Origin of the sequence: Bordetella sputigena, from assembly GCF_965137885.1 — a bacterium.
In the GTDB taxonomy this organism is placed as follows: Bacteria; Pseudomonadota; Gammaproteobacteria; order Burkholderiales; family Burkholderiaceae_B; genus Bordetella_C; species Bordetella_C sputigena.
This window is the reverse complement of record NZ_CBCSCA010000001.1, coordinates 213,421-229,180: the sequence shown is the minus strand read 5'-3', so window position 1 is coordinate 229,180 and position 15,760 is coordinate 213,421. Positions and strand designations below refer to the sequence as shown.

Sequence of the window (15,760 nt, the reverse complement as noted above, 5' to 3'; positions counted from 1 at the left end):
CCGGTTCGCATCGCCCCCGGGAAACGGGGACACTGCCTGGCCGCGCGCCTTTGGGCACAGTCCGGCGGGCGGGATCCGGGGATGCTCGCAAAAAGTGGGAGAATACCGCTTTGCCGTCCCTCCTACCCGCCGCCTGATCCCCGTCCTGGTTTCGCGCCCGGATGCCTTTCCGGCCTCGGGCGCGGCTCGGCCTTCCCCGCGGCCCGACTCCCGGCCGTTTTCCACCCGTTCTTTGATGCCACCTTCCATGGACAAGCCTTTCGAACCCGAATGCACCTTTTCTGAACGCGCCCTGCAGCTGACCAGCTCGGCCATCCGCGAGATTCTCAAAGTCACCGAGCGGCCGGACGTCATCTCTTTCGCGGGCGGCCTGCCGGCCCCCAGCGGCTTCCCGGTGGAAGTCGTACGCGCCGCGTTCGACAAGGTACTGGTTTCGAACGGCCGGTCGGCCCTGCAATACGGCCCCACCGAAGGCTACAGCCCGCTGCGCGCCTGGGTCGCGGACGACCTGAACCGCAACGGCGCCCACGTCACGCCGGAGCAGATCCTGATCGTGTCGGGTTCGCAGCAGGCGCTGGATCTGCTGGGCAAGGTCCTCATCGACAAGGACAGCAAGGTCATGGTGGAAACGCCCAGCTACCTGGGCGCGCTGCAATCCTTCAGCCTGTACCAGCCGCGCTATGAGTCCGTGCCCTCGGACGAAGGCGGCCTGATTCCGGAGGCGCTGACACCGGAAAACGCCAAGGGCGCGCGCTTTCTGTATGCGCTCCCCAACTTCCAGAATCCCACCGGCCGCACGCTGACGCGTCATCGCCGCGAAGCCCTGGTGCAGCAGGCCGCCCGCCTGAACCTGCCGGTGGTCGAAGACGATCCCTACGGCGAACTGCGCTACGCCGGCGAACCGCAGCCCAGCCTGCTGTCCCTGGGCGGCGAAGTCGGCGCGCACGTCATCCGCATGGGCTCGTTTTCCAAGGTGCTGGCGCCGGGCCTGCGCCTGGGCTATATCGCCGCGTCGCGCGCGTTGATCGATAAGATGGTGCAGGCCAAGCAGGCCACCGACCTGCACACCTCCACGCTGACGCAGATGGCGGTGTACGAGATCGTCAAGGACGGCTTCCTGGCGCAGCATCTGCCGACGGTGCGCGAACTCTATCGCCAGCAGTGCGGCTACATGCTGGACGCCCTGCAGCGCGAGTTCCCCGCGGCGGCGACGTGGACGCGCCCCGAAGGCGGCATGTTCATCTGGGTCACGCTGCCCGAGGGCATCGACACGACGCAACTGCTGCAGCAGGCCATCGCCGAGAAAGTCGCCTTCGTGCCGGGCCAGCCCTTCTACGCCAGCGCGCCGGCGCCGCGCAATACGCTGCGGCTCAGCTTCGTTACCGTGCCCGAAGAGAAAATCCGCAGCGGCGTGGCCACGCTGGGCCGCCTGATCAAGGCGCAATTGGGCTGAGGTCGGCGGCATGTCCACGCAGCAGCACCCCGGTGGTCGCATCGACCTGAACGACATCGAGTTCGACGACTGGGTGGCCCACTGGCTGCCCCGCTCGTGGGGGCCGTATGCGCGGCTGTGCCGCCTGGACCGGCCCATCGGCACCTGGCTGACGCTGCTGCCGGCGCTGGCCGCCCTGGCCCAGGCCGCCGGCGGCTGGCCGGAGCCCTGGCGCGTGGTGGTGTTTTCGCTGGGCGCGCTGCTGATGCGCGGCATCGGCTGCACCATCAACGATATCTTCGATCGCGACATCGACAAGCACGTCGAACGCACGCGCTACCGCCCGCTGACCAGCGGCCAGCTGACGTTGCGGCAGGCGCTCTGGTTCCTGTTCGCGCAGCTGGCGGTCTGCGCATCGCTGCTGCTGGCCATCAACCCCATGAGCCGCTGGCTGGCGGTGGCGCTGCTGCCCATCGTGGTGATCTATCCGCTGTGCAAGCGCATCACCTATTGGCCCCAGGCGGTGCTGGGCGTGTGCTTCAACTGGGGCATGCTGATGGCCTGGTCGGACACGCGCAATGAAGTCCCGCTGGGCGCGATCGCGGTATACGTCGGCACCATCCTGTGGCAGATCGGCTACGACACCATCTACGCATACATCGACGTGCGTGACGACAAGCGCCTGGGCCTGCACTCCACCGCGCTGCGCTTCGGCGCGGCGGGCAAGACCTGGATCGCCGGCTTCTACATCGCCACGCTGGCGCTGTGGGCCTGGGGCGGCTACGCCATCGGCATGGGCTGGCCCTATGCGGTCGGCATGGTGCTGATCGGCGCACACCTGGCGTGGCAGCTGCGCAAGCTGGACCTGAACCGGCCCGAACTCGGGCTGGGATTGTTCCGCGCCAATCTGTGGGTGGGCGTGATGCTGGTCGCGGCATCCGTGTTCGGCGGTCTCGCGGGCTGATCCGCCTTTACTGGATCCGCCGTATCACCGGCGGCCGCCATAATCCTTCGATGGCATCCTGCCCGGGCTGATACAGGCGCAGCACCAGGGTAAAGCGGCCGCTCTGCGGCGCGGGCAACCAGTTGCGGATCTGCTCGCCGGTGGGCTGCGCATACTGCACATATACGGTCGATGTACCGCCCTGCCCCGGCGTCAGCGGATGCCGGGTTCCCACCGCGTACCGATTGACCGGATTGTCGAACAGCTCGCGGCGGTCGTTGTATAGCGTCATCGACCACAGGACATCGGCGGGCGGCAGCTGGCCGCGGTCGAAGCGCACTTCGTAGCGGAAGCTGCCGTCCAGCGGACGGCCGTCGGCGTCCGCGTGCGCGCGCAGAACGATTTCGTCTTCCGGCAAGGCAACCGCGCCTAGCGCGCGTGCGGCCCGCGCGCGCAGCGCGTAGTCGGTGCCGTAGCTGCCCAGGCGCCGATCGGGCATGCGCCACGCATCGCCGCCTTGCGGCCGTGGCTGGACGGGGGAACGCACGATCGCCTGCCCGTGCTGGACGCCGGCCTCCACGGCTGCCTGCACGCTGGCCGGCAGGCTCGACAGGTCGAAGCGCTGGCCCGGGCCCAGGCCCAGCCGGGCCATGCGTTGCAGCATGGGGCCATCGCCCGCATGCGGCGCATAGCGCGAGGCCAGTTCGGCGTACGCCGCAAAAAAGGCCTGCGCCTTCATGTCCGCGACCTGGTCGACCGGCGCGCGCCGCGACAACGCCACGTCGAAATGTCCTTCCGGCGGCACGGTCTTCTTGCCCCAGCGCGACAGGGGCGTGGCATCCAGCGCCATCTGGAAACCCTGGGCGCCCCCCAGATCGCGCACGCCGCCATAGGCGATGCGCACGCGCAGCAGACCGGCGGCGGTCGGCGCGCGGATGATTTCCACCGGCTTGGGCAGCTTGCCATGCCAATCGGGCGCGACGACGGCGTACACGCGAGCGCCGTCCTGTACGGTACGGCTGCCCGGCGCCGCGAAGGCGTCGGCCCACATATCCGATAGCGTGATGGAGTAATAGCGTCCACGCGCATCGGGCACCTCGATCAACAGCGGTTCCCGCGACACATCGAACCACAGCTGGGACCACAGCGTATCCAGGTCGGGATAAGGCAGGCCGTGCAGCAGCGGCTCCGCCGCGCGGCTCATATGCGTGAAACGGTTGACCGGCGCGCCGCCGCCCAGCGACGTGTCGGGCGCCTGTACATTCGTCTGCACGCGGCGCGCGACATCCATCAGCACCAGGGGATAGGCGTAGACATAGGCATCCGCCGCGATCTCGCGCGCCTGGTTGGCGTCCAGCGGCGGCGCGGCCATCGCCACGCTCGCGGCCAGCTGGGCCATGGCCCACAGGATCGCGGCGCATGCGATGCGCTTGAACCGCGCCCATGAAGGAAGCGGGAACAACTTCCGTAGCGACATACCTGCTCCGATACCGACCCGCATGGGTACGCGGCAGGATCCGCCGTCGCGCGAGCCCGCCAACCTCCATCGTAGGGCGCCCGGCCATCCTTTCGAATCCGCAAAAGGCGCGAATAAAGCCGTAGTCCGCCCGCCTTCACCGGCCCGGCGCGGCGATGGTTGCCCGACCGTGGCGGCCGTGCCCCGGAGATCAAACGCGCTTGCACAAAATTACCCACGCCACGCCATTCCGGCGACCTAGACTGTTCACACCTATCACCACGGCGCCGGCCTTGGCGGGCCACCGCCGGCGGCGGAAAAGGCGCACGACGGCGGGCGAGCGGCGCGCGGCAAGCGGCGGCGCCCGCGCCAACAGAACAGGAGGCGAAGCATGGATGCGTTACGCCATATGCCCGGTTTGCCCAGGCTGCCGCACACGCTGGCGGCACCCGCCGCGGTCATCCTGTCCATCCTGGGCGCGACCGCCATGCCGACACCCGCGCAAGCCACCCTGGGCAACAAGGCGATCGCCACGGTATTCGCCTACGACGGCCAGGAACCCAACCGGGTCGCCTTCACGCCGGATGGGTCGAAAGCCTACGTCACCAACGCCTTGTCGAACACGGTATCGGTGATCCGGACGGCGGACGGCTCCCAGACCCAGGTCATCGCCTTGCCCGCCGGCAGCACACCGACCAATATCGCGGTTTCTCCCGATGGGGCCAAGGCCTATGTCCTGAACCTGGGATCGCATTCGATTTCCATCATCGATACGCAGCAGGATCAACTGGCCAGGCCCGCCACGGTGCAGCAGTACAGCGGCACCAACCCCTACGGGATCGCCTTCCATCCCGACCCGGCCCGGCACCTGGCCTACGTGACCAACAATGACGCCGCCGCGTCGGTGTCCGTCATCGACACGGCGGGCGACAAACAAACCGGCACCATCGCCGGCTATCCCGCCGACCAGGGCGTGCATGGGGTGGCATTCTCACCGGACGGCACCAAGGCGTACGCGGCGACCGCGCAATCCGTCGTCGTCATCGACGTCGCCCAAGGTAAAAAAACCCAGGACGTCCAGGGCTACAGCGGGACCACGCCGCTGAATCTCGCTTTCGTGTCGAACACCAAGCTATATGTCGTCAACCAGGGATCGGGCAGCGTGTCCATCATCGATGCGGCTGGCGCGAAGCAGACGGGAACGGTCCAGTCCTTCAAGGGCGCCTATCCGGCCGTCGTCGCCACCTCGCCCGGCGGTCCCGTGGCCTACGTCACGAACTACGGCTCGAACTCGGTCGCGGTGATCGACATTGCCCACGACGTACAGTCGGGCACGGTGGACATGGGCAACTTCGGCGGGCTGCGTCCGAACGGCCTGGCCTTCCGCCCGGACACGAACCCCGAAAAAGCGGGCGACCTGGCCTATGTGGTGAACAACGGCTCGAACAGCGTCACCATCGTCCAGGTGCGCGCGGCCGCGGCCGTCATAGACAAGATCCTGCCTTCTTCGGGCGCGACCCTGGGCGGGACCAGCGTCACCATCACCGGGTCGAACCTGATCGACAGCACCGGCGTCACCTTTGGCGGCGCGCGCGGAACCAACCTGGACGTCATATCGAACGGCGAACTGACCGTGGTCACTCCGCCGGAGTCGGACGGCATGCCGGGCGCGGTCGACGTGGTCGTGCAGAACGGTGGCGGGGCCGGCACGGCGCCGGGGGGATACACCTACACCACGGTTTTTTCGCGCTAGCGGCGCCGGGGCCGGGGGGCGCGCCCATGATCGTGGCGTCGCCTTGGAGGCGGCCGTGGAACGCGGGTGAAATGCGGGCGAGCGCGTAGACGCGGCGACCACGACGCAGCATTTCGCGGCCGCAGCCGATAGAATGCGCCTTATTGGTGCATGCCGCGGGGCAATGCGCCGCCACATATCCATTCACCCTCAGGCACGCCTATGTATCCCACCGTCGCCGGCGACGCGCAAGCGCCTCGCAAACCCATCACCCTGGCCACCCTGTCGGCCATGCACCAGCGCGGCGAGAAGATCGCGATGCTGACCTGCTACGACGCCAGCTTCGCCGCACTGCTGGACCAGAGCGGCGTGGATATCCTGTTGATCGGCGATTCGCTGGGCAATGTGATGCAGGGGCAGAGTTCAACGCTGCCCGTAACGCTGGAGCACATGATCTACCACACCGAATGCGTCGTGCGCGGCAACAAGACGGCGTGGGTGTTGGCGGACATGCCCTGGGGCAGTTATCACGAATCGCCCGCGCAGGCCTATGCCAGCGCGGCGCGTTTGATGGCGGCCGGCGCGCAGATGGTGAAAGTCGAAGGCATGGACGGCCGCACGCCGTGGATGTCGGATATTGTGGCCTTCCTGACCGAACGCGGCATACCCGTTTGCGCGCATATGGGCCTGACGCCGCAGTTCGTGCACGCGCTGGGCGGCTACCGGGTGCAAGGCAAGGACGAGGCCGGCGCGGCGCACCTGAAGCAGCAGGCGCGCGTCATGCGCGATGCGGGCGCCAGCATGCTGCTGTATGAAATGGTGCCGGCCGGGCTTGCCGCCGAAATCACCGCGGATGTGAACATCCCCACCATCGGCATCGGCGCCGGGCCGGGATGCACGGGACAAGTGCTGGTGCTGCACGACATGCTGAACGTCTTTCCGGGCCGCAAGGCGCGCTTCGTGCGCAACTTCATGGCGGGCGCGGGCAGCATCCAGGAAGCCGTGCAGGCTTATGTGCGCGCCGTCAAGGACGGCAGCTTCCCGGCGCAGGAACATTCGTATTGATCATCAAACGGTGTAGTTCAGCGCCAGGCGTCCCCCGTCGATGTACAGCGTCTCACCGGTGATATAGCTGGACGCATCGCTCAGCAGATAGGCCACCGCGTCGGCGACTTCGGCCGGTTCGCCCAGGCGGCGCATCGGCGTGCGGCTCATCAGCCGCGTCCGCGTGGTTTCATCGGCCAGCACGGCCTTGCGCGCCAGTTCCGTGGCGATGGTGCCGGGGCCGACGGCGTTGACGCGTATGCCTTGATCGACCAGCGCCAGCGCCATGACGCGCGTCAGCTGCGCCAGGCCGCCCTTGCTGACGTTGTAGGAGGCGATCGTCGGAATCGCCATGACGGCGTTCACCGAGCTCATGTGCACGATGGCGCCGCCGCCCTGCTCCACCATGACCCGCGCCACGGCCTGGCCAACCAGGAAAGCGCCCTTCAGGTTCACATCGATCACGGCGTCCCACTCTTCTTCCGTGATGTCCAGGAAGTTGCACGGACGCACGATGCCGGCGTTGCTGACCAGCTGGTCGATGCGGCCGTAAGCCTGGCGCGTGGCGGCGACGGCGGCCTCGACGGAAGCCTTGCTGGCCACGTCGCAGCGGATGTAGCCGACGCGCGCGCCGTCGCGGGCCAGTGCGTCGGCCAGAGCCTGTCCGGGCTCGTCGGCGACGTCCCAGATGGCGACGGCCGCGCCGGCCCGCGCCAGGCGACGCACGCAAGCCTCGCCTATGCCCTGCGAGCCGCCGGTCACGACGGCGACCTTGCCGTGGAAATCGAATGTGGTGTCGCTCACTGCGAAAGTCTCCTCAACGCTCGACCGTGCGGTTCCAGCGCGCATTGAACGCCGCGCGCGTGGCATTGATCTTGTCCCAGTCCAGCACCTTGGCGGTTTCCATATAGGTCTGGAACTGCTTCAGCATATCCTGGTTGGCGGGGTCGGCCTGCACCTTGCGATTGGACGGAAAGTGCCCGCCGTAGCGCAGCGCATTGGCCTGGGCCTGCGGCGACAGCAGATACAGCGCCAGCTTCTGCGCCAGATCCGGTTCGCTGTTCTTGGCGATCACGCATTCGCCCACCATCAGGATGACGGAGCCTTCCTTGGGCTGGGCATACTCGACAGGGATATCGCGCTTTTTCAGGCGCGCGATCGCGGTGGGCGTGAGCGGGAAAATGGCCGCCTCATCCGACTGGATCATTTCCGCGAGCTTGGCGGAATTGGGGATGTACTCCAGCACATTGGGGCCTATCGTGCTGCCCCACTTGGCGAAGCCGGGATCGGTGCGCTGGTCGTCGCCGCCCTCGATGCGGTTGAACATCAGGAAGGCGTGCAGGCCGAAGGTGCTGTTGGATGCCGACTGGAACACCACCTTGCCCTTGTACTTGGGATCGGCCAGATCCATCCATGACGTGGGCGGGGCCCAGCCGTTTTTCTTGAACAGGCGCGTGTTGTAGCCCAGTCCCGTCATGCCCATGTCGATACCGGCCGCCATGCCGTCCTTCATGACCGCGGTGGGGTAGAGGTCCTTCAGCACGGGATCGTCGCGCAGTTTTTCGCACAGTCCCATGGACGCCGCGCGCGCCATCACGCCGTCGTCCAGAAACATGACGTGCATTTGCGGGGCATCCTTGTAGGCCTGGGCCTTGGCCAGGATCTCGGTGGAGGTGCCTGGCACCACCACGATCTTGACGTTGTTGGCTTTCTCGAAATCCGGAAAGACGTACTGGGTGAAGGCGCGTTCCATATCGCCGCCGTTCATGCCCACGTACAAGGTCTTCTGCTGCGCCCAGGCGCCCAGCGGGGCGATGGACAGCGCGGCCGCGATGGCGGCGCCGGCCAGCCGCATGGCGCGGGATTTCCGGGCTGCGCGCCCGTCTCGATTGCGGTTGCTCATGTCGACTCCAGCGGTTGCCCATGGCCTGTATGCGTACGATCCGCGGCCGCATGAGCATCGGCAGCGTAACGGTCGATGCGGAATGCATCGAGGGGAATGTCGGTGCGGCCGGTGGCGGCCAGGTCGGCCAGGACTTCGCCGGCGGCGGGGCCGACCTGGAAGCCGGCTCCGGAAAATCCAAAGGCATGGAACAGGCCCGGCGTGGTAGCGCTGGGCCCCAGCACCGGATTATGGTCCGGCATATTGCCTTCCACGCCCGACCAGAAGCGGATGATGTGGGCGCCGCGCAGGGACGGCAGCAGGTCGGCCGCCTTGGCCAGCAGCGTGCCGATCTGCGCGCGGCCCGGGCGCGCGAGATCCGGGCCGGTCGCCACGCCGCGGCCGCCGCCGATCACGCAATTGCCGCGATCGACCTGGCGCGCATAGATGCCGCCGCCCTGCACGCCCAGGCTGGCGGTCATGAAGCGCGGCAAGGGTTCGGTGACCATCATCAGCGGGTGGATGGAGGTTTCCGGCACCGGTTCGCCGAAGGCGGCGGCGAAGCGGCCGGCCCAGGCGCCGGCACAGTTCAGCAGTATGCGGGCATGGATTTCCAGCGTATGCGATCCGCCGCCCTTGGCGGCGGGCTGCGCCGCCGCGGCCGCGGCCGAGGGCATGCAGCGCAGAACGAAACAATGGCCATCATGGATAGCGCCGGCCACGCGCAGTTGTTCGCGCACGTCGGCGCCGGCGCGGCGCGCGGCCTGGGCGAAGGCCGGCGACACCAGGCGCGGATTGGCGTGGCCGTCTTCCGGGCAGAACGAGCCGCCGACCACGCTGCGGCCCAGCCAGCCGAAGTGCCGTTCCAGCGCGGCGCGGTCCAGCATCCGCAGATGCATGCCGAAACCGCGCGTAGCGGCGCGGTAGCGTTCGAGTTCGACCATGTCGGCATCGGTATAGGCCAGCTTCAGATGGCCGCAGCGCTGGTATTCGCCGTCCGTGCCGATCAGGCCGGGCAGGTCGCTCCATAGCTCGTGCGCGCGCTGTGTCAGCGGCATCTGGACCAAGGGGCGGCCCTGGCGGCGCACGCCGCCATAGTTGACGCCGCTGGCCTTGGCGCCGCAGGCGGCGGCATCCAGCAGGATCACCGGCACGCCGCGGCGGCGCAGGAACAAGGCGGCGCTGGCGCCGACAATGCCGCCGCCGATGATGGCGACTTCGGTTTCCAGGGTCTCCATCAGCGTCTCCCGCCGGCGGATAGCGGCTGCTCCAGGGAGAAGGCCGGCGCGGGGCCGGGCGGGCTCGCCGCCGCCTCCGCCTGCACGTCGATGGAAAACAACTGAACCGGGATCGGCTTGATCGGCGGCTGCGCGCGCAGCCAGCCCACCTGCGGCAGGGCCACGCCGCCGGCGCGCGCCAGCACTTCGGCCGCGGCGGCGCCGCACATGCGACCCTGACAGCGGCCCATGCCGACGCGCGTCAAGGCCTTGCCGCGATTCAGTTCGCGCGTGCCGTCGAGCTGCGCCGTGGCGCGCAGCGCGCCGACGGTGATTTCCTCGCAGCGGCACAGGACGACGTCGTCGTCCAGCGCCGCCGCCCAATCCGCCGGGAACGGGAAGGCTTTTTCCAGCGTATCGCGCACCCGCTGCTGCCGGGCCAGCTTGCGCTGCAACGACGCCGCGCGCGCCGCGTCCGGCTGCATGCCCAGGTCGGCCAGCAGCGCCAGCGCGGCCCGTTCGCCCGCCAGTTCGGCGGCATCGGCGCCGGCGATGCCCGCGCCGTCGCCAGCCAGGTACACGCCAGGGACCGAAGAGCGTCCCGCGGGATCCTTGACCGGCAACCATGCCCTATCACGTTCGTGATATTCGAAGCGGCACCCGGCGACCGCGGCCAGCTGGGTTTCCGCGCGCAGGCCCAGCCCATACGCCAGCGCATCGCAGGCTATGCGCAGCGGCTCGCCGCCATCGCCCTGGCGGCACACCAGGCCGGAAATGCGTTCGTAGCCGATGGCGTGGTCGGGGCGCACGCCGCTGTACATGGGAATGCCGCGCAGGCGCAGCCAGCCTAGGGTGTAGAGCCCCTTGGCCGCCAGGCCGGGCGCGAGCAGCATGCCGGGAATGCTGGCCAGACGGTCCGCCATGGTCGCGGTGTCGAGCACGGCGGCCACGTCGGCGCCGGCCTTGGCGTATTGATAGGCCACCAGGTACAGCAAGGGACCGGTGCCCATGAAAGCCACCCTGCGGCCCACGCCGCAGCCCTGGAATTTCAGCGCGACCTGCGCGCCGCCCAGGGTGTAGACGCCGGGCAGGGTCCATCCGGGAAAGGGCAGCACGCGATCCGTGGCGCCGGTCGCCAGGATCAAATGGCTGTAGGCGATGGTCTCGTTGCTGCCGTCGCGCAGCACGTCCAGCACGCCGTCTTCGCAATTCCATACCAGCGCGCCGGGCCGGTAGTCGATAGACGGCAGCAATGCTTGCATCGTGCCGTGCAGTCGCGCCGCCTTGCGGTGCTCGAAACCGTACAGCTCACGGCCGGACCGCTGGAAACCGGCGGGCGGCTGGCGATAGATCTGGCCGCCGGCGCGCTGCGCTTCGTCCAGCACGATGGGCCGCAGGCCCGCCCTGACGAGCGCCTGGGCGGCGCGTATGCCGGCCGGTCCGGCGCCGACGATGACGGGTTGCGCTTCCAACCGGCCGCCGCGCGGGAGATCGGCCGGTCTCATGGCTGCCCTCCCCGCGTCGTGGACAACAAGCGCATGCCCGGCGCGATGAAGGTGGTGCAGGCCCGCAGCCGCGTGCCGTCTTCCAGGCGCATCCAGCAGTCCTGGCAGGCGCCCATCATGCAGAAGCCGGCCCGCGGGGCGCCGCTGAATTCGGTTTCCCGCAGGCTGCCGGTGTGCGTCAGTACGGCGGTCAGCACGGTATCGCCGGCCAATGCCCGCAGCGGCCGGCCGTCCAGCACGAAGTCCACCGGCGGGCGGTCGCCTTCGGCCAGCCGCGTCAATAGCGATTGCGATGGCGTCGCGTTCATCGTTGCCCCACCAGGACGCGGTCCAGGCCGTAGACGCGGTCCAGCAATAGCATGGCGACGGCGGTCAGCGCGATCACGCTGGCCGACACGGCCGCCATCATGGGGTCGATCGATTCGGTGGCATACATGTACATGCGCACGGGCAGCGTGACGGTGGCCGGCGCGGTGATGAACACCGACATGGTCAACTCGTCGAAACTGTTGATGAAAGCCAGCAGCCAGCCGCCGAAGACGCCGGGCACGATCAGCGGCAGCGTGATGCGGAAGAACACCGTGGCGCGATTGGCGTTGAGCGACAGCGCGGCGTGTTCGATGGAGCGGTCGAAACTGGTCAACGATCCCACCAGCAGGCGCAATACGTATGGCGTGACGATCACGACGTGGCTGGCCACCAGCCAGGCGAAGCTGCCGGCGCTGCCGATCAGGGCGAAGAAGCGCATCAGCGCCACGCCCAGCACCAGATGCGGAATCATCAGCGGCGATAGCAGCAGACCGTTCAAGGCATCGCGTCCGGGAAAGCGGTAGCGCGTGATGGCGCTGGCGGCCGGCAGCGCCAGGCAGACCGCCAGCGTGGCGGAGAGCGTCGCCAGCAGCAGGCTGTTGCGGAATGACTGCATGAAATCGGCGTGCGCGAATAGCGCGCGGAACCAGCGCAGCGAGAACTCGTGGATGGGGATGCTCAGCGTCGACGCCGGTGTAAAAGCGACCAGGCAGACGACGACCAGCGGCGCCAGGACGAAGGCCACGACCAGGGCGTTGAAAGCGAGCGCGAAGGGACCGTTCTTCAGCATGTGCTTACCCCAGGCTGCGGCGGTAGGACCGCTCGATGACGCGGTTGTAGGCCATCATGATGATGATGTTGGCCACCAGCAGCAGGATCGCCAGCGTGGCGCCCAGCGGCCAGTTCAGCTCGGTCAGGAATTCGTCGTAGACGATGGTGGCCACCATCTTCAGGCGGCGGCCGCCCAGCAGCGCGGGAATGGCGAAGGAACTGGCGCTCAGGCCGAACACGATCAGGCTGCCGGACAGCACGCCCGGCATGCATTGCGGCAACACCACGCGCAGCATGGTCTGCAGGCGCGAGGCGTTGAGGGAATAGGCGGCGTGCTCGACCGAGGGGTCCAGCTTCTGCAGCGAGGTCCATACCGGGATGATCATGAAGGGCAGCATGATGTGCACCAGGCCGATCACGATGGCGGTGGGGGTGTACAGCAGCGGGCCGAGTCCCAGCGCGCGCGCCGCCTGGCCCAGCAGGCCGGCCGGTCCCAGCAGCATGCTCCAGCCGAAGGCGCGCACCACCAGGGATATGAGCAGGGGCGACAGCACCGCCAGCAGGAAGATCGAGCGCCATGGCGCGCGCATGCGGCTCAGGATGTAGGCTTCCGGGACGCCGATGGCGACGCAGATCACGGTCGTCAGCACCGAGATCCACAGGGTGCGCCAGAAGATGCCCAGGAAGTACGGGTCGCTGAGCACCGTGGCGTAGTGATGCAGCGTCAGGCCGGGCTGTATGCCGGTGTTGTAGTCGAAGGGGCGGAAGGTCAGGACGAAGGTCAGGCCCAGGGGCGTGAGGACCAGCGCCAGGAACACGATGCCGATCGGCAGCGAGCCCAGCATCGCCGGCAGGCCGTCCACCCTGCGGCGCGGCGCGAGCGGAACGACGGTCATTGATTGCCCTCCTGTCGCTGCGCGACCTCCGCCGCGGGCAGCACGCGGACGACGTCCGGCTGCCAGTCCACGCCGACGCGGTCGCCGTCGCCATGCGGCGCGCGGCCGTCGTTGGGCGTCAATACGGTCAGCACGCCCAGCGGCGTGTCGAGCTCGTACATCCACTGGCTGCCCAGGAAATAGCGGGTGGTGACGGTGCCGGTCAGCCGGCCCTGGCCGGCGGCCACGGGCAGCAGCTTCTCCGGCCGCAGACAGACGCGCACGGCGTCGCCCTGGCGCAGTCCCTGCCCGTCGACGTCCATGGACAGCTCGCCGCTGCGCACCTCGGCGCGCGTGCCGGCGCGGGTCACCGTGGCGGGCAGGAAATTCGTCTTGCCGACGAAGCGCGAGATGAACTCGCTGCCCGGATGCTCGTACATGCGGTACGGCGGATCGATCTGCGTGGCGCGTCCTTCCTGCATGACCACCACGCGGTCGCTGATCGACAGTGCCTCCGCCTGATCGTGCGTGACCATCAATGTGGTGGTGCCGGTCTTGCGCTGGATGGCGCGCAGCTCGAACTGCATGTCTTCGCGCAGCTTGGCGTCCAGGTTGGACAAAGGCTCGTCCAGCAGCAATACCGGCGGACGGATGACCAGTGCACGCGCCAGGGCCACCCGCTGCCGCTGCCCGCCGGACAGTTCGCGCGGATAGCGGTCGCCATGCTGGTCCAGCTTGACCAGCGCCAGCGCCTCGCGGGTGCGCTCGCGGCGCTCGGCGCGCGCCACCTTGCGCATGGCCAGGCCGAAATCCACGTTGTCCGCCACCGTCAGGTGCGGAAACAGCGCATAGGTCTGGAACACGATGCCCAGCCCGCGCGTGTTCGGCGGCGCGTGCGTGATGTCGCGGCCGTCCAGGACGACCCGGCCGCGGGTCACGTCCGCGAACCCGGCGATCATCTGCAAGGTGGTGGTCTTGCCGCAGCCCGACGGGCCCAGCAGGGACACGAACTCGCCCTGCTCCACCGCCAGGTCGAGGTCCCGTACCACGCGCAGATCGCCGTAGTCCTTGGAAAGTTTTTCCAGGCGCAGAAATGACATGCCAGGCCCCGCCTCTAGTGGTGAAAGGCAGCCCGCCCCGGGGCTGCCGCCGTCCAATGCCAGGGCAGTCTAGGTTTGGCGTGCGAGACCGGTCAATGGGGTTTTTCCGTACAGCCGATTATTTCTCTGTATTTTTCCGCTGTGCAGAATTAGTATGCTATTTCCTGTCCATATTATCCGAACAGACGGAATCGAAGATGACTTCTTCCGAACCGCTGGAAAACGAAACCCTGCCGGGCGACGAGGCCGGCGCGCAGGGTGATGCGGCACCGCAGGGCGACTCCAACGCGCAGGGCGTCCTGCAACGGGCCTTCACGGTGTTGCGCGCCCTGGCCGACGCCAAGGGCGAACCGCTGCGGCTCACCGAGATCGCCAAGCGCACTGGCCTGGCCCCCGCCACCGCGCACCGGGTGCTGCAGGCCTTGATCCAGGAAGACGCGGTGGAACAGCCCGCCGGCGGCAAGGCCTACCAGCTGAGCGTGGCGTTCTACGCCCTGGGCTCGGCGGCGGGCCGCTACCGCTCCAATCTGCGCGAGATCTATAGGCCTTCGATGCTGCGGCTGTGCGGCATGCTCAGCGACACCATCTTCATCCTGGTGCGCCAGGGGTTCGACGCCATCTGCCTGGACCGCATCGACGGCCCCTTTCCGGTGCGCTCGCATACCGGCGACATCGGCGGCCGCGTGCCGCTGGGCCTGGGCCAGGGCGCGCTGATCCTGCTGGCCAGCCTGCCGCCCGCCGAGCGCGAGGAAGTCATCCGCTTCAACATCCCGCGCCTGCATCATCTGGGCTTCATCGACGAAATCTCCATGCGCGTGCGCATCAAGCAGTGCCTGGAGTCGCGCTATGCCTACAGCGACGGCCCGGGCCTGTATCCCGGCATCGCCGGGCTGTCGGTGCCCATCGAGGACCGCAACGGCGACACCGTGGCGGCGCTGAGCGTGGCCGCGCCGCAGGAGCGACTGAGCGGCGAACGCCTGCCGCTGATCGTGGAGATGCTGCACAAGGAAGCGCGGCTGATCGGCGCGCAGATCAATCCTTTTGATCCGGCGCTGCGGCGGCCCAGCCACTTCCTGGGACGCGGCAACCGGGAATAACGCAACGGCCCCTTTCCTACAACCTTGAGGTTGTTTCTTGCCATTACAACCTCCAGGCTGTTTTCTAGGAATACGCCTTGTAGGTTGTATTTTGTAGATACAGCCGCTAGACTGTATTTTTTTCCCTCCCGTCCTGGAGACCTCGTGGACTATCCCGTGCGAACCCTGCGGCAATTGCGCCCGGTGCTGCAAGGATTCCGCAAAGCCAAAGGCCTGACCCAGGCGCAGCTCGCTACCCGGCTGGGCATCAGCCAGCAAAGCTATGCCAAGCTCGAGGCCGCCCCGGAAAAGGCCAGCTTCGAACGCCTGTTCACCATTCTGCAGATGCTGCGCGTGGAAGTCGCGCTGCGCCCGATGGACCAGGAAGCCCCAGCCGCGTCCAAGCTGGAGTGGTGAC

15 protein-coding genes are annotated in these 15,760 nt (G+C 67.9%); 6 read left to right on the top strand and 9 right to left on the bottom strand.

Annotation, left to right across the window (positions count from 1 at the left end; genetic code table 11):
- The first annotated feature begins 247 nt into the window (after positions 1-247).
- On the top strand, positions 248-1,453 hold the full coding sequence (locus tag ACNA0R_RS01090; protein WP_415824031.1) for an aminotransferase-like domain-containing protein: 1,206 nt from the start codon (positions 248-250) through the stop codon (positions 1,451-1,453).
- Between the two features lie 10 nt (positions 1,454-1,463).
- Positions 1,464-2,396 carry a 4-hydroxybenzoate octaprenyltransferase gene (gene ubiA / locus ACNA0R_RS01085; RefSeq protein ID WP_415824030.1) on the top strand — a complete coding sequence of 311 codons (933 nt, stop codon included), beginning with the start codon at positions 1,464-1,466 and terminating at the stop codon, positions 2,394-2,396.
- A 7-nt stretch (positions 2,397-2,403) separates the two neighbouring features.
- Here ubiA and ACNA0R_RS01080 read toward each other — a convergent pair whose 3' ends face one another.
- Positions 2,404-3,852 (bottom strand): DUF1254 domain-containing protein, encoded by a 1,449-nt coding sequence (locus tag ACNA0R_RS01080; protein WP_415824029.1) that lies wholly within the window; start codon positions 3,850-3,852, stop codon positions 2,404-2,406.
- Between the two features lie 370 nt (positions 3,853-4,222).
- On the opposite strand from ACNA0R_RS01080, the gene ACNA0R_RS01075 reads away from it, so the two are divergent.
- Positions 4,223-5,584: a beta-propeller fold lactonase family protein gene (locus tag ACNA0R_RS01075; RefSeq protein WP_415824028.1), complete on the top strand. Its 1,362-nt coding sequence runs from the start codon at positions 4,223-4,225 to the stop codon at positions 5,582-5,584.
- 201 nt (positions 5,585-5,785) lie between these two features.
- Positions 5,786-6,628, top strand: a complete 843-nt coding sequence (panB, locus tag ACNA0R_RS01070; RefSeq protein WP_415824027.1) for a 3-methyl-2-oxobutanoate hydroxymethyltransferase — start codon at positions 5,786-5,788, stop codon at positions 6,626-6,628.
- A gap of 3 nt (positions 6,629-6,631) precedes the next feature.
- Here the strand turns inward: panB and ACNA0R_RS01065 are convergent, their stop codons facing one another.
- From ACNA0R_RS01065 to ACNA0R_RS01030, 8 genes are read right to left on the bottom strand one after another with little or no spacing between them, the layout of a single operon-like run.
- On the bottom strand, positions 6,632-7,456 hold the full coding sequence (locus tag ACNA0R_RS01065; RefSeq protein ID WP_415824026.1) for an SDR family NAD(P)-dependent oxidoreductase: 825 nt from the start codon (positions 7,454-7,456) through the stop codon (positions 6,632-6,634).
- Positions 7,425-8,510, bottom strand: a complete 1,086-nt coding sequence (locus ACNA0R_RS01060) for an ABC transporter substrate-binding protein (RefSeq protein ID WP_415824025.1) — start codon at positions 8,508-8,510, stop codon at positions 7,425-7,427. Before ACNA0R_RS01060 ends, ACNA0R_RS01065 begins: the two co-directional genes overlap by 32 nt.
- Entirely contained in the window at positions 8,507-9,730 is a 1,224-nt protein-coding gene (locus ACNA0R_RS01055) for an NAD(P)/FAD-dependent oxidoreductase (protein WP_415824449.1), read from the bottom strand. The genes ACNA0R_RS01060 and ACNA0R_RS01055 overlap by 4 nt, the downstream gene beginning before the upstream one ends.
- On the bottom strand, positions 9,727-11,211 hold the full coding sequence (locus ACNA0R_RS01050; RefSeq protein WP_415824024.1) for an FAD/NAD(P)-dependent oxidoreductase: 1,485 nt from the start codon (positions 11,209-11,211) through the stop codon (positions 9,727-9,729). Before ACNA0R_RS01050 ends, ACNA0R_RS01055 begins: the two co-directional genes overlap by 4 nt.
- Entirely contained in the window at positions 11,208-11,519 is a 312-nt protein-coding gene (locus ACNA0R_RS01045; protein ID WP_415824023.1) for a (2Fe-2S)-binding protein, read from the bottom strand. Before ACNA0R_RS01045 ends, ACNA0R_RS01050 begins: the two co-directional genes overlap by 4 nt.
- Positions 11,516-12,310 carry an ABC transporter permease gene (locus ACNA0R_RS01040; RefSeq protein WP_415824022.1) on the bottom strand — a complete coding sequence of 265 codons (795 nt, stop codon included), beginning with the start codon at positions 12,308-12,310 and terminating at the stop codon, positions 11,516-11,518. Before ACNA0R_RS01040 ends, ACNA0R_RS01045 begins: the two co-directional genes overlap by 4 nt.
- Before the next feature lie 4 nt (positions 12,311-12,314).
- Positions 12,315-13,187 carry an ABC transporter permease gene (locus ACNA0R_RS01035; protein WP_415824021.1) on the bottom strand — a complete coding sequence of 291 codons (873 nt, stop codon included), beginning with the start codon at positions 13,185-13,187 and terminating at the stop codon, positions 12,315-12,317.
- A complete protein-coding gene (locus ACNA0R_RS01030) occupies positions 13,184-14,266 on the bottom strand; it encodes an ABC transporter ATP-binding protein (protein WP_415824020.1) in 1,083 nt (360 codons plus the stop codon). The genes ACNA0R_RS01035 and ACNA0R_RS01030 overlap by 4 nt, the downstream gene beginning before the upstream one ends.
- Before the next feature lie 197 nt (positions 14,267-14,463).
- On the opposite strand from ACNA0R_RS01030, the gene ACNA0R_RS01025 reads away from it, so the two are divergent.
- Together ACNA0R_RS01025 and ACNA0R_RS01020 are read left to right on the top strand one after the other, a co-directional pair.
- Positions 14,464-15,363, top strand: coding sequence for an IclR family transcriptional regulator (locus ACNA0R_RS01025; RefSeq protein WP_415824019.1), 900 nt, complete (start codon positions 14,464-14,466; stop codon positions 15,361-15,363).
- Positions 15,364-15,507: 144 nt separating this feature from the next.
- The gene (locus ACNA0R_RS01020) at positions 15,508-15,759 is read left to right on the top strand and encodes a helix-turn-helix domain-containing protein (RefSeq protein ID WP_415824018.1); all 252 of its coding nucleotides are present in this window, start codon (positions 15,508-15,510) and stop codon (positions 15,757-15,759) included.
- Position 15,760: the final 1 nt, after the last annotated feature.